The organism is Myxococcus sp. RHSTA-1-4 (genome assembly GCF_020037125.1).
Classification (GTDB): domain Bacteria; phylum Myxococcota; class Myxococcia; order Myxococcales; family Myxococcaceae; genus Myxococcus.
The window spans coordinates 22,390-44,227 of record NZ_JAIQDG010000030.1 but is presented as its reverse complement, the minus strand read 5'-3'; the positions used below and the strand labels follow the sequence as shown (position 1 = coordinate 44,227).

The following is a 21,838-nucleotide window of genomic DNA, read 5'->3' as shown; positions in this document are numbered from 1 at the left end:
ATGGGCATCCGGGACGACTTGAAGAAGCAGGCGCTGGACGTGTCCGGCAAGGCCATGGAGAAGCTCATGGCCGACGAGAAGCGCGCCATGGCCATCGCCAGCGCCATTGGGAAGGTGCAGCGCGGCAAGCAGGCGCTCGACCGGGGGCAGGAGGAGCTGATGAAGGCGCTCAACTTCGCCCCCCGCGGCGAGTTCAAGGCCCTGGGCAAGCAGCTCTCGGGACTCAAGCGCCGCCTGCGCGAGTTGGAAGAGAAGCTCGACGCGCTGTAGTCGAAATTGCGTTGACACCTGCGCGGGCGAATGGCATCTACACCCGCGTTCGCCGCTGACGCGCAGCACGCAGCGGCGAGACAGACAGCAAGGGCGTATAGCTCAGCGGTAGAGCACTGCCTTCACACGGCAGGGGTCGCAGGTTCAAACCCTGCTGCGCCCACTTCGAAGAGGCCGTGAGTCCGGGAGGAAACTCCAAGACTCACGGCCTCTTCTTTTTCCGGCCCCCGAGTGTTCACTACCCCCGGACCTGCCCCCGCCGCCGGTACTACGGGGGGCGCGGGCGTGCCACCCTCGGTGCGTGTCGACGAGGAACCTCCGATTCATCTGGGAGCCGCGCGGTCGCGTGGTGGTGCGGGCCCCGCGGCCGAACGACGTGCTGGCGGACTACCTCTCCGAGGAGCTCCGGCCAGGCTCGGGCGCGGCGGAGCGGTTGCTGGAGCTCGTCCGCGAGCTCCGCGCCGGCCGGACGGGCGTCTGGGAGGTACCGGGGGAGTGCTGGAGCCTGGAGCTGACCCCGGCGCGGGCCACGCTCCGCACCGAGGACGCGATTCCGGGGCGCACGCAGCACCTGCCCCTGGAGGACTTCGAGGAGGCGGTGCGCGCCTGGCTGGACTTCGTCCGGCTGTCGCACGCCTCCGCCTCCTCCTGAGGGCCGGGGCTCAGGCCTTGGGCGCCTCGGCCAGCTCCCGCTGGGCCGGCGTCGTGGCCGGGGCGTTCCGGTTCTTGATGAGCGAGGCCACGATGCTGGCCCCGAGCATCGTGGCGATGACGGCCAGCGACAGCGCGGGAGGAATCTTCACGAAGTCCACGACGGCCATCTTCGCGCCGACGAAGACGAGCACCCCGGCCAGGCCCACCTTGAGGTAGCTGAACTTCTCCACCGCGCCGGCCAGCAGGAAGAACATCGAGCGCAGGCCGAGGATGGCGAAGATGTTCGACGTGAAGACGATGAACGGGTCTCTCGTGACGGCGAAGATGGCGGGGATGGAGTCGAGCGCGAAGATGACGTCCGACGCCTCCACCAGCAGCAGCGCCATGAACAGCGGCGTGGCCAGCCAGCGGCCCGCCTCCTTCGTGAAGAAGTGATGCCCGTCGAAGGTGTTGGTGGAGGGGATGGTGCGCCGGGCGAACCGCATCATCCAGCCGTCCTCCGGGTGCTCCTCCTTGTTGCGCTGCAGGAAGAGCTTCACGCCGGTGAGGATGAGGAAGCCGCCGAAGACGTAGATGAGCCAGTGGAAGCGCTCCAGCATCGCCACGCCCGCGAAGATCATCACCGCGCGCAGCACCAGCGCGCTGAGGATGCCCCAGAAGAGGACCCGGTGCTGGTAGAGCGCGGGGATGCGCAGCGCGGAGAAGATGACGACGAAGACGAAGATGTTGTCGACGGAGAGCGACTTCTCGATGAGGTAGCCGGTGAGGAACTGCATCCCCGGCTCGGGCCCGAACTTCCACCACACGCCCACGTTGAAGAGGAGCGCCAGGCTGATCCACACCGCGCTCCAGCCGAGCGCCTCCTTGAACTTCACGACGTGGGCCTTCCGGTGGAAGACGCCCAGGTCCAGCGCCAGCATCGCGATGACAAAGGCAATGAACCCGCCCCAGAGGGCCGGACTGCCTACACTCTCGAAGGTCTCCATGGGGACTGAGAGTTAAGAAGCGCCCGTCTCTTCGACAAATAGAGATTCCAGGCGCGCTTCATCGAGAAAACCGATGTGTCCGGCCGTCCCAGGGGATGCCCCTCCGTCCACGGTGGGAGCGGGCGAACAGGGGCCCTGATGCCCAGCCACGGCTTGGGAACTAATTAACAAAATGGTGAGTTGGTTTCCGGCCCGGTTGGACTGAACAGTCACGGGGCCACGAGACCAGCCAGGCGTCCCCTCCCGCGAGGCATTCCGGCCCGTGGAGCGGGGGGCGCGTCCAGGAGGCCGCCGGCGATTGGCGTCGCGGCTCCGGACACTCTCGGGCCCTCCGAAGAAGGACAGCGACATTGATGCGGAACCGACTTCTCGCCTCGACCGTTGGCGCCATGCTCTTCCTGAGCGCGGGTTGCAGCAACGCTGGTAACGAAGGGACCGATACGCCAGGGGCCGTCGAGCCGCCCGCAGAGCAGCCGCAGGCTCCCGCGCCCGCTCCAGCTCCGTCCGAGCCTCCCGTGGCGCAGCCGGCGCCCACCCCCGCTCCGGCACCGGAGCCCACGCCCACGCCCGAGCCGGTTCCGGAGCCGCAGCCCACGCCGGACCCCAGCCCCGCGCCGACTCCCGAGCCCGAGCCCACGCCTCCGCCCACGACTCCGACCCAGCAGGGCACGGACAAGTTCGGCGTGACGATGCTGTACCCGAGCGTGGCGGGCGGTGAGGAGTGGTTCCTCGCGGACAACGCGACGTCGGACCGGCGGTTCGACCCGCAGAACACCATCACCCGCAACGCGGACGGCTCCTGGAAGATCAAGAGCACCAAGGTCCGCATGTCCGTCTTCACGTCCACGGGCTACAGCGCCTCGCAGATTCCGACGTACGACCGGGACGTGCTGGCCAGCCGCGGCTACATGCAGGCGCCGAACGACTGGAAGAACGTGGAGATCACGGGCTTCGTGAAGCTCAACGGTGCCACCGACACGTCGGACAACTTCGACTGGTACGCGCGCGGCGGCAAGCACAACGACGACAACTCGGGCTGCGAGGGCAGCAGCTACAAGGGCGCCCTCCACTACGACGGCCGCGCCCGCTGGCAGAAGGAGACGTGGCACGTCTCCTACGAGCAGGGGCCCTACAAGCCCGCCACCACCGCGCTCAAGGGCCGCTGGGTGGGCTTCAAGGCGGTGATGCGCAACACCACCAACGCCGGCAAGGAGGCCGTGCGGCTGGAGCTGTACGTCAACGAGAACGCCGACAAGGTCACCTGGAAGAAGGTCGACGACATGGTGGACGCGGGTGCCTGGGGCGGCGACGCCCAGCACTGCGGCGGCGCCGTGGGTGCCATGCCCATTACCTGGGGTGGCCCCATCGCCACGTTCCGCTGGGACAACGCCAGCGACGTGGACTTCAAGTGGCTGTCCGTTCGCGAAATCCAGCCGTAGCGCGTGACTGAGTCGGTGGTGCCCCCGTCACATGGGGAACCCACCGTGCGGAAGTCAACGAGGGCGCGGAGGGCAGAGGCCCTTCGCGCCCTTCGTGTTTCCAGGCGGACGGAGGGGGCGTCGCCGGATGGACGCTCGCATCGTACCGGAGGGCAGGTGGCCGGGGGGACTGGCGGTTCCCAGCCTTCGAGCGCCGACGCGCCAAGCCGCCGGCATCCGTCTGTCCTCATGTCCGAAGGGAAGACTTCCATGCAGATTACTTTCCTGGGCCACGCCGGCTTCGTGGTGGAGACCTCGGGGGCCATCGTGGTGATGGACCCGTGGCTCTCCCCGCGGGGCGCGTTCGATTCGGCGTGGATGCAGCTTCCTCGCAACCACCACCTGGCTCCGCTGGTGCGCGAGAAGCTGGCGACTCCGGGCAAGGAGCGGTTCCTCTACATCAGCCACGAGCACAAGGACCACTTCGACCCGGAGTTCCTCGCCACCGTCCAGCAGCGTGACTTCACGGTGCTGGTGCCGCGCTTCCACCGCTCCGAGCTGCAGGACGTCTTCGCGAAGTACGGCTGCACGCGGGTCATCGCCTGCGAGGACGGGCGCGAGGTCCCCATCCAGGGCGGCTACATCAAGCTGTTCGTGTCCGAGCAGGGCACCAACCGGGACTCCGCGGTGCTGGTGCGCGGGGACAACCAGTGCTTCCTCAACCTCAACGACTGCAAGCTCCATGACCGCCTGGCGCGCATCGTCGCGGAGGAGGGGCCCATCGACGTGTTCTCCGCGCAGTTCTCCGGGGCCATCTGGCACCCCACCTGCTACGAGTACGCGGCGGAGACGTACGCCTCCATCTCGATGAAGAAGCGGGACAGCAAGTTCGAGGTGGTGGCGCGCGCGCTCGAGGTGGTGCAGCCGCGGGCCTACATCGCCGCGGCGGGCCCGGCGTGCTTCCTGGACCCGGCGCTGTTCCACCTCAACTTCGAGAAGGTGAACATCTTCCCCAACGCGACGCAGCTCTTCACGTTCCTGAAGCAGCGGCTGCCGGAGGCGGCAACGCGCTACCTGGAGCCCATGCCCGGGGACGTGCTGGACGTGCGCTCGCTGGAGTACGCCGCGATGGCGCCGGAGCGCGTGACGCCTGAGAACCTGGAGCAGTACCTGCACACGTACGCGGCCATGCAGGAGCACGTCTTCCGCGAGCGGCGGCGCAACCTGCTGCGCGCGGAGGTGGATGAAATCCACGAGCGGCTGCGGGTGGAGCTCCAGCGCAAGCTGGACCTGCTGGACCTGCACGACCGGGTGGGCATGCCGCTGTACGTGCAGCTGACGGAGCTGCCGGACCGGCTGCTGCGCGTGGACTTCAAGGGCCGGCGGGTGGACGTGGTGCCGGAGATCCGCGAGGCGGTGCGCTACACGATGAAGGCGAGCGCGGCGGACATCGTGCGCGTGCTGGACCGGAAGCTGAACTGGGAGGACTTCCTGCTGTCCTTCCGCCTGCGGCTCAGCCGCAACCCGGACGTGTACGAGCCGGTGCTGCACGGCTTCCTGGGCGTGGAGATTGCCGACATGCGCGAGTTCTGCGACGGCATCCGCGCCACGGAGGCGCATCGCGAGCGCACGGTGGTGGAGGCGGGGGGGAAGAAGTTCTCCATCCAGCGCTTCTGCCCCCATCAGGGCGCGGACCTGTCCGAGGGGTGGGTGGAGGAGGGCCGCTTCCTGGTGTGTCCGCGCCACCGCTGGCAGTTCGACCTGGCGGACGGCGGCCGCTGCCGGATGAACAACTCCACGGTCTGCGCGGAGCCGGTGCAGGAGCGCCAGGAGAAGACCGCCACGCCCACGCCCGGCGGACTCCATCCGCGCGCGTAGCGCGGAATCGACCGGGAGCCGGTGGAGCAGGGCCGGCTCCTGGAGCGGGCAGCGGTGTCCGTCGTCCGCTCAGGGCAGCGGGCCGTAGAACCGGAGCGCCAGTCGCACGTTGTCCGAGCGCAGGCCCACGGGCCCGTCGAGCGCGAGCGCCTCTTCGGGCAGGTCGCCCTCCCACGCGAGCTCGCCGTCCGCCCAGACGCGCAGCGTGCCGCCGTCGAGCACGGCGCGCAGCGTGTGCGAGGTGCCGGGTGCCGGCACGGCCACGCGCACCTGGCGGGCGGGGCGCACCGTGGTGTAGCCCCCGTTGCCGCACTCGCCGCTGAGGTGCTGCCCCGGGTTGCGCTTGTAGCTGACGACGATGCCCGGCTTCGGCGCGAGCCTCCACATCACGTAGACCAGGTTGCAGCCGTCGAGCGCGCGCAGCTTGAGGCCCACCTGCTGGCGCTGTGCCCCCGAGGCGAGCGCGACCTGCCGCCGCGTGGGCCCCAGCAACGTGAAGCGCAGCTCCGCCGCGGAAGCCTTCGTACCGGGGACCACCGCGCGCATGCGGGGCGCCTCGACGGTGAGCCGCCCGTCCGGGCCGGGACGCAGCTCCCCCTGCGTGACGTCCAGCCGGGACAGCGTCACCTCCTTCATGGACATGGCCCCGGACCCGCCGCCCTTTCCGCGCCGTGCCTCGGGCGCACCCCGCGGCTCCTCGGGCCGCGTCCGCTCGGAGGCCCGGCGGGCGGACCGCTCCGGCCGCGCGCCCGCGCATGAGTCCCCCAATACCAGGCCTCCGAGTCCGAGCAGGCCGGCCACGGCGGCACTGGCGGCGAGCACGTGCCGCGCGGCCCCTCGTGGCCTCACGGCGTCCCGGCTCCCAGGAACGTGTTGAGTGACTCCACGTGGGCGCGCAGGTAGGCCTGCTCCGCGCGCAGGCGGGCCAGCTCCAGCACCAGGTAGTCGCGGAAGCGGCGGATCTCCCTCGTCTGCAAGGCCTCCACCTCGCGAAGCTGCCCCTCCAGGTCCGTCACCAGGGTGGAGACCTCGCGCAGGCGGCCCTGTTCGGTCTGGTGGAGGGCCCGAAGCTGGGCCACCAGCTCGTTGATGCGCTGGGGGACGCCCTCCACGTCCTCGAGCAGCGCGCGGCGGCGGCCCTCGCGCGCCCGGGTGTTGGCGGAGGACTGCCACAGGTTGCCCAGGTTGTAGCTGAGCGTGACCTGCCCGAAGAGGGGCGTCTCCTGCTCCACGTCTATCAGCTCGTCATACCCGCCGCGCACGCTCAGGCTCCAGGCCCGCGCGCTCCGCAGTCCTCCCGTGTACGACTCCACCGAGTCGTCCGCGGCGCGCAGCTCCTCCATCAGGGCGTCGAGCCGCTGGCCTTCCGGGAAGCGGGGCCGGGACACCAGCCGCTGCCGGGCGAGCGCGGTGCTCGTGGCCAGGGCGCGCAGGTTGTCCAGCCGCACCTGCACCGCGTTGAGCTCCTCCAGGGTGGTCTTCCCCTCGCGCAGGTCATTGCGCAGGGCGGAGACCCGCTCCTCGGCGCCGGGCAGGGCGTCCTGGAGGACGCGGGCGCGGGCCTCCAGCGCGGCCTCCTCGCCCAGCCCATTCCCCCGATTCACGGCGGCCTCGAGGGTGGCGATGGCGCGCTGGCGGCGGCACTCGGCCTCCGCGCGCTTGCGGAGCGTCATTCCCCGGTACAGGCCCACGAAGTCGTAGTCGACGCCGGCCGTCAGCCGCAGCTTCGGCTCGCCCAGCGGGACGGCGCCGGCGCCTCCTTCCGCCTCACCCGTGTTCACCACGCCGAAGCTGCCGAACAGTTCCGGGGCCAGCTCCAGTGCCGCCTCCGCGTCGGCCACGCCGCGCACGAAGTCGCAGTAGCCCCCGGACCGGTCCTCCACCTGGGGCGGAGAGGCCGTTCCCGACGGAGGTGCCTGCTGCGCCAGGGCGGCCGGCGCCGTCAGGGACAGCAGCGCGCCGCAAGTGAGGATCATCCGCATAGACTGTCTCCACCTCCAGGAGCGTGTGTCTTACAGCAGCATCGGTGGCCTGCTCAGGTGAAGCAGGTCCTCTCGCGCCGCGGGCGCATCCGTGAGTTGGATCTCCACCATTACGCCGCGGAGCATGTACTGGCGGATGGGGTGCTTGATGACGACCTCGCCCTCCAGGGCCTCGCCCACCACGCCCACCTCGCGGCACCAGAACAGCTTGGCCGCGCAGGCGTACAGCGGGGTGCCGTGCTCGGCGTGCTTCAGGTTCTCGTAGGGGACGAAGGCCACCGTCAGGTCCTTCTCGATGGCCCGCAGGTACGGCGACGCGCGCAGCGAGGCAATCAGCGTGTCGTACCGCTGCGCCACCTCGTCCAGGGCCTTCAGGTCCTGCTTCAGGCTCTTGAGGGTGGCCTGCGCGCGGGCCACCTCCAGCACGGACTGCGTGTGCTCGCGCTCCAGCAGCAGCACGTCCGTCGTCATGCCGTCCGGGGTGGTGCCCTTGCCCAGCCCGTTCTGCACCGCCACCAGGCCGGAGATCTCCCGCTGGAGCGACTCCAGCCGCGTCTCCAGGTCCACGGAGGTCTGCGCCAGGGAGAGGTTGCTCTGCGCGAGCTGCGCCAGGTGGTGGTTGATGGTGAGCTTCTCCTCCTGCTCCAGCAGGCGCGCCCCGTACAGCGCGTCCGTGCGCACGCGCGTCAGGCCGGAGAAGGCGCGGTTGGACTGGACGATTTCGTCCCGGGCCAGGCCGTACTCGCGCCGGAGCTGCGTCAGCCGCCGGGCCACCTTGTCCCGCGAGGACTTCTCGCCGCGCAGCGCCACCTGGAAGCGATGCTGGAAGGCGCGCTCGGCGGTGATGATGCGCTCGGCATCCGCGATGCGGTCCTCCACCGTGCGGCGCTCCGCGAGCACGTGGTCCCGGGCGGACGTCTGCGCCGCCACCTGGGTGTTGAGGGTGAGGATCTCCGTGTCCGTGGGCGAGACCACCGTGGGCGTCACCCAGCTCCGGCTCACCATGAAGAAGCCCTGCACGGTGAGGAAGGAGATGAGCCCGAGGAGGATCAGCGCCAGCAACACCGAGCCCATGAACTTGTAGGCCGATACGACGATGGCGTTGATCCGATTGGCGACACGTTGATTCATGGATGAGAGCCCTCACCAGCGTGGGTGGGAGGTAGGCCGCCGTTGCCCGCGGGCGACTCGGCCGTGGCCGCGCTGGGGCTGCCCCGCGTCTCCCAGCTCCCCGAGTCCAGGGTCAGCAGTGCGAGCGGCGTGAAGAGGGCGTAGGTCACCGGCATCAGCAGCGCCATGGGCAGGAAGCTGGCGCCGTGGACCCGCCGGTCCTCCGGCAGGTGCCGCGTCTCGAACCGGTAGATCATTCCCAGCATGCCGATGACCAGGAAGTGGAAGGCAAGGATGTCCCAGAACTCACCGTTGAGCACGTTGTGGACGATGACCACGGGATACGAGAGCAACAGCGCGAGCTGGGACACGTAGTGAACAGTCACCACCGGGTGCAGCCGCCAGGCATGAGACAGTCCGCCCAGCAGGTCCACCAGGTTGGAGCGCCTCCACCGGAGCTGCTGGGAGAAGTAGCCGGCCAGCGTCGCGGGCGCGGCGGTGAAGCAGAAGGCGTCCAGCGTGTAGACCGTCTCGTAGTCGTGCTTGACGATCTGCCGCGTGAGGAACCGGTCCTCGCCGTACTTGATGGGCACGCCGGCGATGGCGCGCGCCTCCAGGATGGGCTCCAGCTCCAGCAGCACGTGGCGGCGGTACGCGGTGAGGCAGCCCGACAGGCACATCACCTGCCGGAAGCTGCGCTCCAGGTCCTTCAGCCACTCCTGGGCGAAGTGGAACTTGATCTCGATCATCCGCGTCATCCAGTTCTGATGACGGTTCGTCACGTAGGTGCGGCCGCCCACCGCGGCGATGCGCGGGTGGGTGAAGCGGCGCACCAGCTGGCGGACGGCGGACGTGTCCACGATGACGTCCGAGTCCACCGACACGATGATCTCCGCGTCCTCGGCGGCCTTCACCCCGCGGTTGATGCCCTTGCGCTTGCCCATGTTCTCCGGGTTGCGCATCACCAGGACGTTGGGGTGGCCTTCCGCCGCCTTCAGCGCCCAGGAGTAGCTGTCGTCCTTGGAGCAGTCGTCCACCACCACGATCTGCAGCAGGTGGCTGGGGTAGTCCTGCTCCAGCAGGCTGCGGACGGCGTGGAAGATGCCCTTCCCCTCGTTGAAGAGGGGAATGACGATGGCCACCCGGGGAAGGTACGTGTCGTCCACCCGGTCGAACTGCCTGCCTCGCATGCGCCTGAGGAAGGGCCCGAGGATGTAGCGGTTCATCAGCACCACGATGAACAGCAGATGAATGGGAAAGAGCTCCATCAGTTCCCGCTCCCCGTCACGCCGATGTGCCCCTTCTCCACGGACGCGCTCCCGCTTCCGCCGCCCCCGATATGAGCGTTCGGAAGGTTGGCGGCTCGTTCGACTCCGCCAACTGCCCGTCTGTACAGGCCGAGTGGTGAAGAGCGGGCACTTCACCCAGCCGTGACACGTTCACCTGACGGTATTGCTTGCGACTGGCGGCCCGGGTGACAGGGGGAAAAGGGCCCCTCAGGTTCAGCCCCCGGAGTTCGGGGCGGCGTCGACAGAGGGGGGGAGACATGTCATCAGGGGCAGGATTCGGGGCACCGCGGTGGGGCGCGGTGCTCCTCGCGGCGTGCGTGGTGGTGCTGGCGGGCCCGGCAAGCGCACAGGTGCCGTCGGACGTCGGGCAGTGGACGCACCTGGGGACGTGGCCGCTGTCCGCCACGCACGCCAACCTCCTTCCGAATGGCAAGGTGTTCGTCTTCGGGGAGTTCGAGGAGGGCTCGGAGCCGCCGCTGGTGTGGGATCCCGTCACCGGCGCCGTCGAGACGGCGCCGGTGCCCGACTACAACATCTTCTGCGCGGGCCACTCATTCCTGGCGGACGGGCGGTTGCTGGTGACGGGGGGGCACGTGGCCTCGCACGTGGGCCTTCCGCACATCAGCATCTACGACTTCGCGACGAACGCGTGGAGCCGAGCCCCGGACATGAATGACAATCGGTGGTATCCCACGAACACCACCCTGCCCAATGGCGACGTGGCCATCCTGTCGGGGGAGACGATAGGCTCGGGGGTGATCAACGAGCTGGTGCAGGTGTACCAGACAGGCAGCTACGACAGCGGCCCCGCGAACACCCTGCGGAACCTGACCACCGCGGTGAGGGATTTGCCGTACTACCCGCGCATGTTCGTGGCGCCCAACGGCAAGCTCTTCATGTCGAGCCCCCGGCGGACCTCCATGTACCTGGACTGGTACGGCACGGGGACCTGGTTCGAGCATGGCCGCAGCGCCTTCGGCGGCCGCACCTACGGTGGGGCGGTGTACTTCGACGGGAAGGTGATGATGATTGGCGGGGGCGACCCGCCGACGGCCACGTCGGAGATCATCGACCTGAACCTGGCCAAACCCTCGTGGCGCTACACCGCCTCCATGTCGCTGCCGAGGCGGCAGAACAACGCGACGATGCTGCCGGACGGCACGGTGCTCGTCACGGGCGGCTCCAGCGCCAGCGGCTTCAACACCGCCGCGGGCGCGGTGAAGTACGCGGAGCTGTTCAACCCCGTCACGGAGAAGTGGACGCGGCTGGCCTCCGCCAGGGACTTCCACGGCTACCACGCCACCTCGGTGCTGCTGCCGGACGGGCGGGTGCTGCACGCTGGAGGCCGGGGCGTCCGCACGGCGGAGGTGTTCTCGCCGCCCTACCTCTTCAAGGGCGCGCGCCCCACCGTCTCCGGCGTCCCGGGGGTGGTGGAGCCGGGGAAGCCCTTCACCGTGTCCTCGCCGCAGGCGGCCTCCATCCAGAAGGTGACGTTGATCGGCCTCAGCGCGGTGACCCACTCCATGGACCAGGGGCAGCGCTTCCTCACCCTGAGCTACACGGCCTCGCCGGACACGCTGACCATCAACGCGCCGGCCACGAACGTGGACGCGCCCCCGGGCCCCTACATGCTCTTCCTGGTGGACGGCAATGGGGTGCCGTCGGTGGGCCAGGTGGTGACGGTGGCCACGGTGACACCGAAGCTGAGGCGCGTCATCGCCTTCGCCGACACGTGGAAGTACGACGACCGGGGCGTGGACCTCGGCCCGGACTGGTACCTTCCCAGCTACGACGACGACGGGTGGCGCTCGGGCCCGGGGCAGCTCGGTTATGGCGACGGTGACGAGGGCACGCTGCTGACGCGCACGACGCCGGCTCAGTCCTCGGTGTTCTTCCGCAAGCGCGTCACCCTGGACAGGCCCGTCGCCCGCGCGCAGCTCGAGGCGCTCTTCGACGACGGCATGGCGGTGTGGATCAACGGCGTGCGTGTTTTCGGACGGAACGTGGACGACGGGGTGGAGTTCGGCAAGTACGCCACCGCCTCCGTGAGCAATGAATACGAGCGGGCCGACGTGCCGCTGTCGGGCAACCCCTTCGTGGTGGGGGAGAACGTCATCGCCGTCGTGGTGAAGCAGGTGAGCGACACGTCCGACGACCTGACGTTCGCGCTGAGCCTCGACGTCGAGATGACGGACGGGGGACCGCCCCCGGATACGCTGACGGTGCTGTCTCCGAATGGAGGCGAGGTGCTGCTGTCCGGAAGCTCCGCGGTGCTTCGCTGGAGCACTACCGGCAGCGTGCCCACGGTGGACCTGGCCTACACGACCGACCTGGGGGCCACCTGGACGCCCATCGCCAGCGGGGTGGAGAACACGGGGGCCTACACCTGGCAGGTGCCGGCGGTGTCCACGACGCAGGGGCTGGTGCGCGTGTCCCGCGCGGACGGCGGCGCGCCGGAGGACACGAGCAACAGCGCCTTCACCATCACCGCCGAGCAGCGGGTGCAACCCATTCCATGGCGCTCCACGTGGAGCTACGAGGCCAGCGGCCTGGACCCGGGCCCGGAGTGGAACACGGCGGCGTTCGACGACAGCGCGTGGCCCGCGGGCGCGGGAGAGCTGGGTTATGGGGATGGGGACGAGACCACCGTGATGCCCCGCACCACGCCGTCCCAGACGAGCGTCTACTTCCGCAAGAAGATCACCGTGTCCGGCACGGTGACGAGCGCCACCCTGGGCGTGCGGTACGACGACGGCATCGTGGTCTTCGTCAACGGCACGCAGGCGCTGGCGCGCAACGTCCACCCCACCAACCTCGCGCACGCGCGGTATGCCAACGCCGGCGCGGAGAACGCTACCGAGAGCGTGGACCTCCCGCCCGGGCTGTTCGTTCCGGGCGAGAACACCGTCGCGGTGATGGTGAAGCAGATCGGGGGAACGTCGCCCGACCTGAGCTTCGACCTGTCGCTGGAGCTGGGGCTCAGCGTCCCGCCGGCACCGGCGAAGCGGTGAGGGCCGCCGCGCGCTTCAAATCCCTCGCCAGCTCGAACAGGCGGGCCTCGCGCTGGCCGGGGGAGTCGAACGCGATGCCGGCCATGGACTCCTCGGCGGCGCGGGCCACCCGCGCCACGCCGTCGCGGGAGATGACGCCCACCTGGAAGGCCTCCACCGCCGCGCCGACGTAGGTGTCGAAGAAGTAGATGCGCTTCGCGCGCCACGTCTGGCGGGTGGCCTCCGGCGTGTCCACCACGTCGTGGATGAACACGGCGTGGACGGACTGGGGGGCCGCCGCGAGCATCCGGTCGCCGAACTCCACGTCACCCTGGCCGCTGTCGCCCACGAAGACGAAGCCGTACTCGGGGAAGGCGCGGAGGTAGCGCTGGAAGTTGTCGAACTTCTTGTCCGCGATGCGCGAGTTGCCGATGAGGTGGAAGAGGCTGCCGGACAGCACGGCGGGCGGTGGGACGCCGTGCTTGCGCAGCGTCTCCAGCGTCATGTTCTCCACCAGGCCCATGGGGTCCATGGGCCGCGCGGTGACGAAGGTGAGGTCGCCGTCGCGCCCGGGGATGAGGCCGGGCCCCCGGTCCAGCTCCGCGTAGAAGGCGAGCACGCCCGGGTACACCGTCCTGGACGGATACCGCTTGTCCTTGAGGTTGCAATAGAAGGTGTCGTCGATGTCGCTGAGGACCTTGTTCTCCCCGCTGGGCGTGGCCTCGGCCTCGCGGCGGATGTGGGCGAGGATTTCCTCCCGGAGGGCCGGGTCGTCCACGTCGTCGAAGAGGAGCTTCTCCAGGTCCTGGTGGTTGTTGCCCGCGTCGAGCAGGTTCTTGAAGGCCGTGAGCTCGCGGCCCTTGAGCCCGAGGAACAGGTCGCGGATGCGGCGCTCGGCCTGGGCGTGGGTGGTGCCCGTCTGGAGGGCCGTCACGAGGCTGGCCCGCACGGGGAGGGACAGCTCGGCGGCGCGGCGCACGCACAGCAGGTCCAGCAGGGCGGTGTGGTGGTCCGGCCCGATGACGCGGTCGTCCACGTCGCTCAGCAGCGCTTCCAGGTCCACGTTGGCCAGCAGGAAGTTGAGCTCCGCGGCACTGGCCCCGGTGAGCAGCTCCAGGACGTGGCGCTCCTCGGCGGCGTCCGTGTGGCCGGCCATGAGGGTGCGCAGCGTCTCCAGCATCTTCGTCGCGGCAGTCAGGTCCATGGTTCCTCCCCCCGGCCCGGCATGTGCCGGGCCCGTGGCCGAGCCTACGCGGAGGGAGTCCTGACATGGTAGAGGTGGGCCATGTCGACTGTTTCCAATCGCCTGGAGCTGCGCCCGGACGAGGTCCACGTGTGGATCGTCGAGCCGGAGCGCATCGACGACCGGCAGCTCCTGGACGCCTACTGGGGGCTGCTGGACGCGAGGGAGCGCGAGAAGCAGCGCCGCTTCCGCTTCGAGCGGCACCAGCGGCAGTACCTGGTGAGTCACGCGCTGGTGCGGCTGACGCTGTCGCGCTACGCGCCGGTGGCGCCGGCCGCGTGGACCTTCGCGACCAACGCGTACGGGCGGCCGGAGGTGCAGGGCGAGTGGGGCACGCGGCTGCGCTTCAACCTGTCCCACACGGACGGCATGGCGCTGGTGGCGGTGGGGACGGGGGCGGAGCTGGGCGCGGACGTGGAGGACGCGGAGCGGGCAGGGGAGACGGTGGAGATCGCCGACCACTACTTCGCGGCCCCGGAAATCGCCGCGCTGCGGGCGCTCCCCCCGGAGCGCCAGCGCGGGCGCTTCTTCGAGTACTGGACGTTGAAGGAGTCCTACATCAAGGCGCGCGGGGCGGGGCTGTCCCTGCCGTTGGACCAGTTCGCCTTCCACCTGGAGCCGGAGCAGGCGCCGCGCATCACCTTCGACCCGCGGATGCGGGACGAGCCGGAGGCCTGGCAGTTCGTGCAGCTCCGGCCCTCCACGCGGCACCAGGCGGCGGTGGCGGTGAAGCGCGCGCGCGGCCAGCCGCTCACGGTGCGCTGGCAGTTCACGGTGCCCTTGTCCTCGGACACGCCGCCCCAGTACAAGGCGGCGTGAGCGGGGCGGGGCGCTTCAGGGCGAGCCGGACATCCAGCGCGTCAGGTCCTCGCGCACGGCGGCGAGCAGCGGCTCCGGATGCTGGCGGATGAAGAAGTGGCCCCCCTCGAAGTGGCGGACGCGGAAGTCGGGGCTCGAGGTCTCCTCTCGCCAGTTCTCCAGCTTCGCCACGGGGACGTGCGCGTCACCCACCGCGCCCATGGCGGAGATGGGAATGCCGAGCTTCACCGCGTGGTTGCCGTTCTCCCACCACGCGAGCGCGAAGTCCGCGCGCAGCGTGGGCAGCACCAGCTCCAGCAGCTCGCGGTGCTGGAGGATCTCCTCCGGGGTGCCGTCGTACTTGCGGAGGTGGGCGATGAAGTCCGCCTCGGGCAGGTGGTGGATGGGCTCGCGCTCGTTGCCTCGCGGCGGCCCGGCGGCGGCCACCATGAGGCCGCGCGGCATGGGCCCGTTGCGCACGTGCAGGCGGCGCGTCACCTCCAGGGAGATGCGCGAGCCCATGCTGTAGCCGAAGAAGGCGAAGGGCCGGTCCAGCAGCGGCGCGAGCACCGGCAGCAGGGCGTCCACCAGCGCCGGGAGGTTGTCGATGGGCTTCTCCATCAGGCGCCGCTCGCGCCCGGGGAGCTGCACGGCGCACAGCTCGACACCGGCGGGCACGCCGGCCGCCCAGGTGTTGTAGATGGCCGCGCTGCCGCCAGCGAAGGGGAAGCAGAACAGCCGCATGCGCGGCTCCGGCAGCGGCTTCCGCGTGGGGAACCAGCGATCAGGGGGATTCGGACTCGGGGTGTTCGCGCTTCGCATGGCAGTAAGGCTCTGTCGCACGGGCACGGAAAACGGGTCAAGTCCCCAGGGGGGGACGCACCATGACGAGCTTCGGGTACGCGCAGCGGAAGCCCGCCTTCTCGTAGCTCCGCTGGGAGGCCGTGGAGGGTTCGGTCGCCGCGGTGGCCACATCGCACCCGCGCTCGGCCGCCCAGGCCACCCGTGCGTGGATGAGCGCGAGCTGGAGGCCCTGGCCCCGGTAGGGAGGGGCGACTCCGTCACCCGACAGCAGTGCCACGCCCCCCGTCGCGGACACCACGCCCACGCCCCGGGGCTCCCCGTCCACGCACGCCAGGAAGCAGGTGTTGCACGGCGTCCGCGTGAGGTTCAGCCCGCCCGTCAGCTCCACCTCCGCCCCCGCGCGCCGTCCCGTGTAGGCATGGAAGAAGAGCCCCGCCCAGGTGCGCTCCTCGCCCGCTCGCAGGGGGCGCACCGTCACGCCGGGCGGCGGCGCCGGCGCCGGCCCGGGGGGCCGCCACCAGACGAGCTGGAAGTGCTCCACGCCATACCTCCGCCGCGCCAGCTCCTGGGACAGTGAGGGGTCGCAGAACGGGTTCAGCTCGATGCGGACGGCGCCTCCGTCCTGGCTCAGCAGGGACTCGATGCGGTCCACGTCCTCCGCGCTCACCGGGCCGCCCAGTCCCACCCCCAGCGCGACGGAGAAGAGGGCCCGGGGCCCCGTGTAGATGGCGCGCCCACCCGCCACGTGCAGCGAGGGGTGCCCGGCGCGCCCGGGCAGGGGCGTCTGGTCCACCTGCTCCGCCTGCGCCTGCTCGATTCGCCACGCCAGCAGGCGCGGCTCCGGATGCGGCAACGACCTGGCGTCCATGGGCCTCCTCGCGCGCAGTCTGCAACGAAACCCGCACTGGCCGTGAGCCCCCGTCCACACCGCTCGCGCTCGAGCAACCTGGCGGGTGGCGATACATGTCTCACCCGCTGGATGTGCCGGGTGTCACGGGAGAGGAGGGCTGGCGGGGCTGCCGGGAAGCTGTGTTAGCGTACCGCTCCGTGAGCTACGAGCTGTCACATCTCGAGGCGCTGGAAGCCGAGTCGATCTTCATCATCCGCGAAGTGGTGGCGGAGCTCGACAGGCCGGTGCTCCTGTTCTCCGGCGGCAAGGACTCGGCGGTGATGCTGCACCTGGCGGTGAAGGCCTTCGCCCCCGCGCCGCTGCCCTTCCCGCTGATGCACGTGGACACCGGGCACAACTTCCCGGAGGTCATCCAGTACCGGGACGCGCGCGTGGCGGAGCTGGGCGCGCGGCTCATCGTCGCCTCGGTGCAGGAGGCCATCGACGCCGGCAGGGTGGCGGAGGAGAAGGGCCCGCGCGCCTCGCGCAACCGCGCGCAGACGGTGCCGCTGCTGGAGGCCATCGAGAAGCACCAGTTCAACGCCGTCTTCGGCGGCGCCCGGCGCGACGAGGAGAAGGCCCGCGCCAAGGAGCGCGTCTTCTCGTTCCGCGACGAGTTCGGGCAGTGGGACCCGAAGAACCAGCGCCCGGAGTTGTGGAGCCTCTACAACGCGCGCCACCGCCGGGGCGAGCACCTGCGCGTCTTCCCCCTGTCCAACTGGACCGAGCTGGACATCTGGCAATACATCGACCAGGAGCGCGTGGCGCTGCCGTCCATCTACTTCAGCCACCGGCGCGAGGTGTTCCGCCGCGACGGCATGCTGATGGCCTGGTCGCCCTTCCTCCAGATGCTGCCCGGCGAGGAAGTCACCACCGCCGAGGTGCGCTTCCGCACCGTGGGCGACATGACCTGCACCGCGTGCGTCGAGTCCACGGCCACCACCGTGGAGCAGGTCATCACCGAGATTCGCGCGTCGCGTGTCACCGAGCGCGGCGCCAGCCGCGCGGACGACAAGTTCAGCGAGACGGCGATGGAAGACCGCAAGCGTGAGGGTTACTTCTAGTGGAACTGCTTCGTTTCGCGACCGCGGGCTCCGTCGATGACGGCAAGAGCACCCTGATTGGCCGGCTGCTGTACGACACCAAGTCCATCCTCGAGGACCAGCTCGCGGCGGTGGAGCGCACCAGCAAGGCGCGGGGGGACGAGTACGTCAACCTGGCGCTGCTGCTGGACGGCCTGAAGGCCGAGCGCGAGCAGGGCATCACCATCGACGTGGCGTACCGCTACTTCGCCACGGCGAAGCGCAAGTTCATCATCGCGGACACGCCGGGGCACCTGCAGTACACGCGCAACATGGTGACGGGCGCGTCCACGGCGGACCTGGCGCTCATCCTGGTGGACGCGCGCAAGGGCGTGCTGGAGCAGACGCGCCGCCATGCCTTCATCGCGTCGCTGCTGCGCGTGCCGCACCTGGTGCTGTGCATCAACAAGATGGACCTGGTGAACTTCGACCAGGCCGTGTTCGACGGCATCCGCGAGGAGTTCCGCAAGTTCTCCATGAAGCTGGACGTGGCGGACCTCACGTTCATCCCCATCTCCGCGCTGGGCGGGGACAACGTGGTGTCGCGCTCGGACAAGATGCCCTGGTACGAGGGCCCCACGCTCCTGCACCACCTGGAGAACGTGCACATCGCGTCCGACCGGAACCTCATCCACGTGCGCTTCCCGGTCCAGAGCGTCATCCGCCCCATGTCCGCGAAGTACCATGACTACCGGGCCTACGCGGGGCAGGTGCTGGGCGGCGTGCTGCGCCCGGACGACGAGGTGATGGTGCTGCCCTCCGGCTTCACCACCCGCATCCGGGACCTGGAGCTGGCGGGCAAGCGCCTCACGGAGGCCTTCCCGCCCATGTCCGTCAACGTGTCGCTGGCCGAGGAGCTGGACATCAGCCGCGGCGACATGATCTGCCGGCCGGGCAACCCGCCCCTGGTGGGCCAGGACCTGGACGCCATGGTGTGCTGGCTGTCGGAGTCCACCGCGCTGCAGCCCGGCGCGCGGCTGGCCATCAAGCACACCACGCGCTCGGCGCGGGCGATGATCAAGCAGCTGCACTACCGGCTGGATGTGAACACGCTCCACCGGGACGAGCAGAGCGCGCAGCTCAAGCTCAACGAGATTGGCCGGGTGACGTTGCGCACCACGGTCCCCCTGTTCTTCGACGAGTACCGGCGCAACCGCCACACCGGCAGCTTCATCCTCATCGACGAGGCGACGAACGCCACGGTGGGTGCCGGGATGATCAACGGCTCCGCGGTTTGAGGTGGACGACGATGCGGCAGACCGCGGGTTTCATTCTCTGGCTGACGGGTATGTCCGGCGCGGGCAAGAGCACGCTGTCGCGCGCGCTGATCGAGCGAATGGGCCCGGTGCGGCCGGTGGAGTTGCTGGACGGTGACGAGGTGCGCACCTGGCTGTCGCGCGGGCTGGGCTTCTCGCGGGAGGACCGCGAGGAGAACGTGCGGCGCATCGGCAACGTGGCGCTGCTGCTGGCCCGGCACGGCGTGGGCGTCATCGTCGCCGCCATCTCTCCCTACCGGAGCTCGCGCGACGAGGTGCGCCGCATGGCCGCCGCGAAGGGCATCCCCTTCCTGGAGGTCTACATCCAGGCCAGCCTGGACGCGCTCATCGCCCGCGACGTGAAGGGCCTCTACAAGAAGGCCCTGGCCGGGGAGATTCCGCACTTCACCGGCGTGTCGGACCCGTACGAGGCCCCGGAGTCGCCCGAGGTCACCGTCCGCTCGGACGCGGAGCCGGTGGAGGCCGGGCTGGAGCGCACCCTGGAGACGCTGCGCGCGCGGGGGCTGCTGCCCGGGGCCGTCGCGGCCTGAGCGGGCCCCTCACAGCTCGGCCTGGCTGATGCCGAGCTTCCTGCGCAGCGGGCCCAGCCGGCCGTCGAGCGCGGACTGGAGCTCGGGCGTCAGCCCCGTGCGGCCGTCTCCCACGGCCCCCTTGCGGATGAAGGTCGGCCGGGGGTTGCGGGCGTCGAAGAAGCCCGTCCGCACGTCGAAGCGGGCGTCGTGCTGCTTCATGTAGGCGAAGCTGCACTTCTCCAGGATGGCGCCCATGCGGTCCTCCTCGATGGGGAGGTCCAGGAAGCGCGCCACCCGCCGGATGCTGCCCTCCAGGTCGCCCACCAGGTCCTCGTAGCGGACGTGGAGGACGTTCGGGTCCGCGCGGTGCGGCCACCAGGACTCCAGGTGGGCGAACCACTGCGCGACGAGCGGGTCCCCGTGGAAGAAGGCCGTGTCGAAGTCGAGCCGGTAGCCGTCACAGAGGACGCGGTGGTTGTGGAGCGACACCAGCGCGTCCGCCGCGTTGCGCGTGACGTAGATGATGCGGCTGTCCGCGGGAGGCCGCAGGTGCTCCCAGTTCATGTGCGACTTCAGGATGCGCGGGGAGGGGAGCGCGTCCAGCAGGCGCTCCGCCCAGGTGGCCGCCAGGAGGTCCTCCAGGAAGGGGGACACCTGGTAGATGTGCTCGAACTCACCCCGGCCGCCCGTGACGAGCTGGTGGACGATCTGCTGCATCCACGTGGTGCCGGCCTTCGCCGCGGTGGCCACGTAGATGTCGCCGGGCCGGGGCTTGAGCCGCAGGTACCGCAGCCGGATCCACTGCAACGCCTGGGCGGCGGCGATGGACGGGCCGATGATCCACTTCAGGGTCCGCAGGCCGAGACGGATGGCCGCGTAGGCGGCACGCTGCTTCCAGGACAGACGACCGGACATGTTGCTCCACGACGGGGACCGACCCGCGGGCGGCGGCGCATTGCACGCCGCGCCCGCTGCTGGCGCCGGCGAGCCCTGACGGGCCCGCCAGCAGGACTTCTCCGCTGGAGGCTACTTGAGGATGCGCTCCATCCGCACGTAGGGGCGCTCCGCCGGGACGCCCTTCGACTTGCAGTACTCCATGAACTTGTTCGACTCGACGATCTGCGGGGTCTTGTCGTCGTACACCAGCACCATGACGTGGCGCAGCCACGGCTCCTGGCCCATGGCGTAGACGTAGACCTCCTTCGGCGACAGGTAGTTGAAGATCTCACTGGCGCGGGCGCAGTCGGAGCCATTGAGGCGGCGCGCCTGGTCCATCTTCCGGGGCAGCGGGTTGCTCAGGAGCGGGCCGTACATCCAGCTCATGGGGCCGCCCTCGCACTCCATGCCGAGGAAGAGCACGTCGATGGTGCCGATGATGTCGCGCAGGTGCTGGTACATCCGCGGCTCGAGGGCGTTGGAGTCCGCCGCCATCAGCATGGACTTGCCGCCCAGCCGCACCAGGTGCGCCGTCTTGGCCTGGATGGCCAGGTCGCTGTGCTCGCCAATGAAGGGCAGGCCGGTGATGGAGCCGCCGGGGACGGGAATCTCCTGCAGGTCGTCAATCTCCACCACGTTCTTGAAGCCGGTGGCCTGGAGCATCAGCCGCAGCGACGGGTCCGCGATGCAGTTGCCGTTGTTGCGCGGGACGATGATGGTGCCCACGCGGTGGCGGAGCTGGAGGAGCGTCTCCATCATCAGGTGGTCGGCGTGCCCGTGGGTGATGAGCACGTAGTCGATGTGCTCGGGCAGGTCCGAGTGGGTGAAGCGCGGCAGGTCCGTGGGGAACTCGTAGCTGATGACGGGGTCGGTCAGGATGCTGACCTCCTTCGTCTCCATCAGCACGCAGGCGTGGCCGAAGTAGCGCACGCGCACGCCCTCACCGGTGTAGCGCTCCGTCTTGCGGGGCGCGGTCTCCGTGAAGAGGTTGGCGAAGTGCGAGGCCGCGGAGGCGGGAACGCCGAGCATCTCCGCCACGCGGCCCGGCGAGCCGGGGGTGTGGCGCATGCGGAACAGCTCGTCGATGCCCTCGTGGCGGTAGGGCACGCGCAGCCACAGCGGCGAGTCCTCCTCCAGGCGCGGCGTGCTGAAGATGTAGGGGCGCCAGTCGCCGTCCACCATGTTCAGCGTCACGCTCTGCGAGGACTCCTGGTAGAAGCGGCTCTTGTAGAGCAGCGGCTCGATGACGCGGGCGCTGGCGCGGTTCATCAGGTCATACGTCAGCTCCACGTAGCCGCGCAGCAGGTCCGGGACCTTGGGGTAGAGCGGCTCTATCGAGGCACCGTTGTTGGGCGCCATGAGCTGCTCGAGCTCGGCCATGGCCTTGGTGTAGGCCAGCATGTGCGCCTGCTCGCGCTGGGTGCGCTCCAGCAGCTCCTTCACCTGCGGCACCCGCGACGCCGGGTGGTTGATGAAGGGACCGCCCATCAGCAGCGGATTCTTCAGCGCCGCCACGTGGACGTCCGGGTTCGCCACGAAGGACTGCATCAGCTTCAGGTGCAGGTTCGTCACGAACATCGGCGCCGTCGCCGGGGACAGCAGGTACCACCAGACGTACCACTGGTTGTAGAGCGGCTCGATGGCGACATTCGGCTTGAGGTACATCGGACGGTCCAGCATTGCGGTCTCCGGGTGAGGCTTGAACTTTCCGCGGCGCTCG

The 21,838-nt window shown here is 69.7% G+C and carries 19 protein-coding genes and 1 tRNA gene; 10 read left to right on the top strand and 10 right to left on the bottom strand.

Annotation, left to right across the window (positions count from 1 at the left end; all coding sequences use genetic code 11):
• From K8638_RS33010 to K8638_RS33000, 3 genes are all read left to right on the top strand, one after another.
• Positions 1 to 270 carry a hypothetical protein gene (locus K8638_RS33010; protein ID WP_223758661.1) on the top strand — a complete coding sequence of 90 codons (270 nt, stop codon included), beginning with the start codon at positions 1 to 3 and terminating at the stop codon, positions 268 to 270.
• A gap of 91 nt (positions 271 to 361) precedes the next feature.
• Positions 362 to 433 (top strand) — tRNA-Val (locus tag K8638_RS33005).
• Between the two features lie 138 nt (positions 434 to 571).
• The gene (locus tag K8638_RS33000; RefSeq protein WP_223758660.1) at positions 572 to 922 is read left to right on the top strand and encodes a hypothetical protein; all 351 of its coding nucleotides are present in this window, start codon (positions 572 to 574) and stop codon (positions 920 to 922) included.
• A gap of 10 nt (positions 923 to 932) precedes the next feature.
• Here the strand turns inward: K8638_RS33000 and K8638_RS32995 are convergent, their stop codons facing one another.
• Positions 933 to 1,910 carry a TerC family protein gene (locus K8638_RS32995; RefSeq protein ID WP_223758659.1) on the bottom strand — a complete coding sequence of 326 codons (978 nt, stop codon included), beginning with the start codon at positions 1,908 to 1,910 and terminating at the stop codon, positions 933 to 935.
• Between the two features lie 350 nt (positions 1,911 to 2,260).
• On the opposite strand from K8638_RS32995, the gene K8638_RS32990 reads away from it, so the two are divergent.
• Positions 2,261 to 3,349: a carbohydrate-binding protein gene (locus K8638_RS32990; RefSeq protein ID WP_223758658.1), complete on the top strand. Its 1,089-nt coding sequence runs from the start codon at positions 2,261 to 2,263 to the stop codon at positions 3,347 to 3,349.
• Positions 3,350 to 3,598: 249 nt separating this feature from the next.
• Complete coding sequence (locus K8638_RS32985; protein ID WP_223758657.1) at positions 3,599 to 5,206, top strand: Rieske 2Fe-2S domain-containing protein; 1,608 nt, start codon at positions 3,599 to 3,601, stop codon at positions 5,204 to 5,206.
• A gap of 69 nt (positions 5,207 to 5,275) precedes the next feature.
• Here K8638_RS32985 and K8638_RS32980 read toward each other — a convergent pair whose 3' ends face one another.
• From K8638_RS32980 to K8638_RS32965, 4 genes are all read right to left on the bottom strand, one after another.
• Positions 5,276 to 5,848: a hypothetical protein gene (locus tag K8638_RS32980; protein WP_223758656.1), complete on the bottom strand. Its 573-nt coding sequence runs from the start codon at positions 5,846 to 5,848 to the stop codon at positions 5,276 to 5,278.
• 203 nt (positions 5,849 to 6,051) lie between these two features.
• Positions 6,052 to 7,182 (bottom strand): hypothetical protein, encoded by a 1,131-nt coding sequence (locus K8638_RS32975; RefSeq protein ID WP_223758655.1) that lies wholly within the window; start codon positions 7,180 to 7,182, stop codon positions 6,052 to 6,054.
• 36 nt (positions 7,183 to 7,218) lie between these two features.
• Positions 7,219 to 8,319, bottom strand: a complete 1,101-nt coding sequence (locus tag K8638_RS32970) for a hypothetical protein (RefSeq protein WP_223758654.1) — start codon at positions 8,317 to 8,319, stop codon at positions 7,219 to 7,221.
• On the bottom strand, positions 8,316 to 9,566 hold the full coding sequence (locus K8638_RS32965; RefSeq protein WP_223758653.1) for a glycosyltransferase: 1,251 nt from the start codon (positions 9,564 to 9,566) through the stop codon (positions 8,316 to 8,318). The genes K8638_RS32970 and K8638_RS32965 overlap by 4 nt, the downstream gene beginning before the upstream one ends.
• 278 nt (positions 9,567 to 9,844) lie before the next feature.
• Between K8638_RS32965 and K8638_RS32960 the strand changes: the two genes are divergently transcribed.
• Complete coding sequence (locus K8638_RS32960) at positions 9,845 to 12,598, top strand: galactose oxidase-like domain-containing protein (protein ID WP_223758652.1); 2,754 nt, start codon at positions 9,845 to 9,847, stop codon at positions 12,596 to 12,598.
• Here the strand turns inward: K8638_RS32960 and K8638_RS32955 are convergent.
• Positions 12,567 to 13,781, bottom strand: coding sequence for a phosphatase domain-containing protein (locus tag K8638_RS32955; protein WP_223758651.1), 1,215 nt, complete (start codon positions 13,779 to 13,781; stop codon positions 12,567 to 12,569). The two genes, K8638_RS32960 and K8638_RS32955, sit on opposite strands and share 32 nt — an antisense overlap.
• 81 nt (positions 13,782 to 13,862) lie before the next feature.
• Between K8638_RS32955 and K8638_RS32950 the strand changes: the two genes are divergently transcribed.
• Positions 13,863 to 14,639 (top strand): 4'-phosphopantetheinyl transferase superfamily protein, encoded by a 777-nt coding sequence (locus K8638_RS32950; RefSeq protein WP_223758650.1) that lies wholly within the window; start codon positions 13,863 to 13,865, stop codon positions 14,637 to 14,639.
• Between the two features lie 15 nt (positions 14,640 to 14,654).
• Here K8638_RS32950 and K8638_RS32945 read toward each other — a convergent pair whose 3' ends face one another.
• Positions 14,655 to 15,362: a thioesterase II family protein gene (locus tag K8638_RS32945; RefSeq protein WP_223758649.1), complete on the bottom strand. Its 708-nt coding sequence runs from the start codon at positions 15,360 to 15,362 to the stop codon at positions 14,655 to 14,657.
• Between the two features lie 115 nt (positions 15,363 to 15,477).
• A complete protein-coding gene (locus K8638_RS32940) occupies positions 15,478 to 16,290 on the bottom strand; it encodes a GNAT family N-acetyltransferase (protein WP_223758648.1) in 813 nt (270 codons plus the stop codon).
• 179 nt (positions 16,291 to 16,469) lie between these two features.
• Here K8638_RS32940 and cysD point away from each other — a divergent pair, with 179 nt between their 5' ends.
• The 3 genes from cysD to cysC are packed head-to-tail and all read left to right on the top strand — an operon-like array spanning position 16,470 to position 19,200.
• Positions 16,470 to 17,375 carry a sulfate adenylyltransferase subunit CysD gene (cysD, locus tag K8638_RS32935; protein WP_223758647.1) on the top strand — a complete coding sequence of 302 codons (906 nt, stop codon included), beginning with the start codon at positions 16,470 to 16,472 and terminating at the stop codon, positions 17,373 to 17,375.
• Positions 17,375 to 18,631: a GTP-binding protein gene (locus tag K8638_RS32930; RefSeq protein ID WP_223758646.1), complete on the top strand. Its 1,257-nt coding sequence runs from the start codon at positions 17,375 to 17,377 to the stop codon at positions 18,629 to 18,631. The genes cysD and K8638_RS32930 overlap by 1 nt, the downstream gene beginning before the upstream one ends.
• A gap of 11 nt (positions 18,632 to 18,642) precedes the next feature.
• Positions 18,643 to 19,200 carry an adenylyl-sulfate kinase gene (gene cysC, locus K8638_RS32925; protein WP_223758645.1) on the top strand — a complete coding sequence of 186 codons (558 nt, stop codon included), beginning with the start codon at positions 18,643 to 18,645 and terminating at the stop codon, positions 19,198 to 19,200.
• A 9-nt stretch (positions 19,201 to 19,209) separates the two neighbouring features.
• On the opposite strand, the gene K8638_RS32920 is transcribed toward cysC, so the two are convergent.
• Both K8638_RS32920 and K8638_RS32915 read right to left on the bottom strand, forming a co-directional pair.
• A complete protein-coding gene (locus K8638_RS32920) occupies positions 19,210 to 20,097 on the bottom strand; it encodes a sulfotransferase domain-containing protein (protein ID WP_223758644.1) in 888 nt (295 codons plus the stop codon).
• Positions 20,098 to 20,208: 111 nt separating this feature from the next.
• Positions 20,209 to 21,798: an MBL fold metallo-hydrolase gene (locus K8638_RS32915; RefSeq protein WP_223758643.1), complete on the bottom strand. Its 1,590-nt coding sequence runs from the start codon at positions 21,796 to 21,798 to the stop codon at positions 20,209 to 20,211.
• Between the last annotated feature and the right edge of the window lie 40 nt (positions 21,799 to 21,838).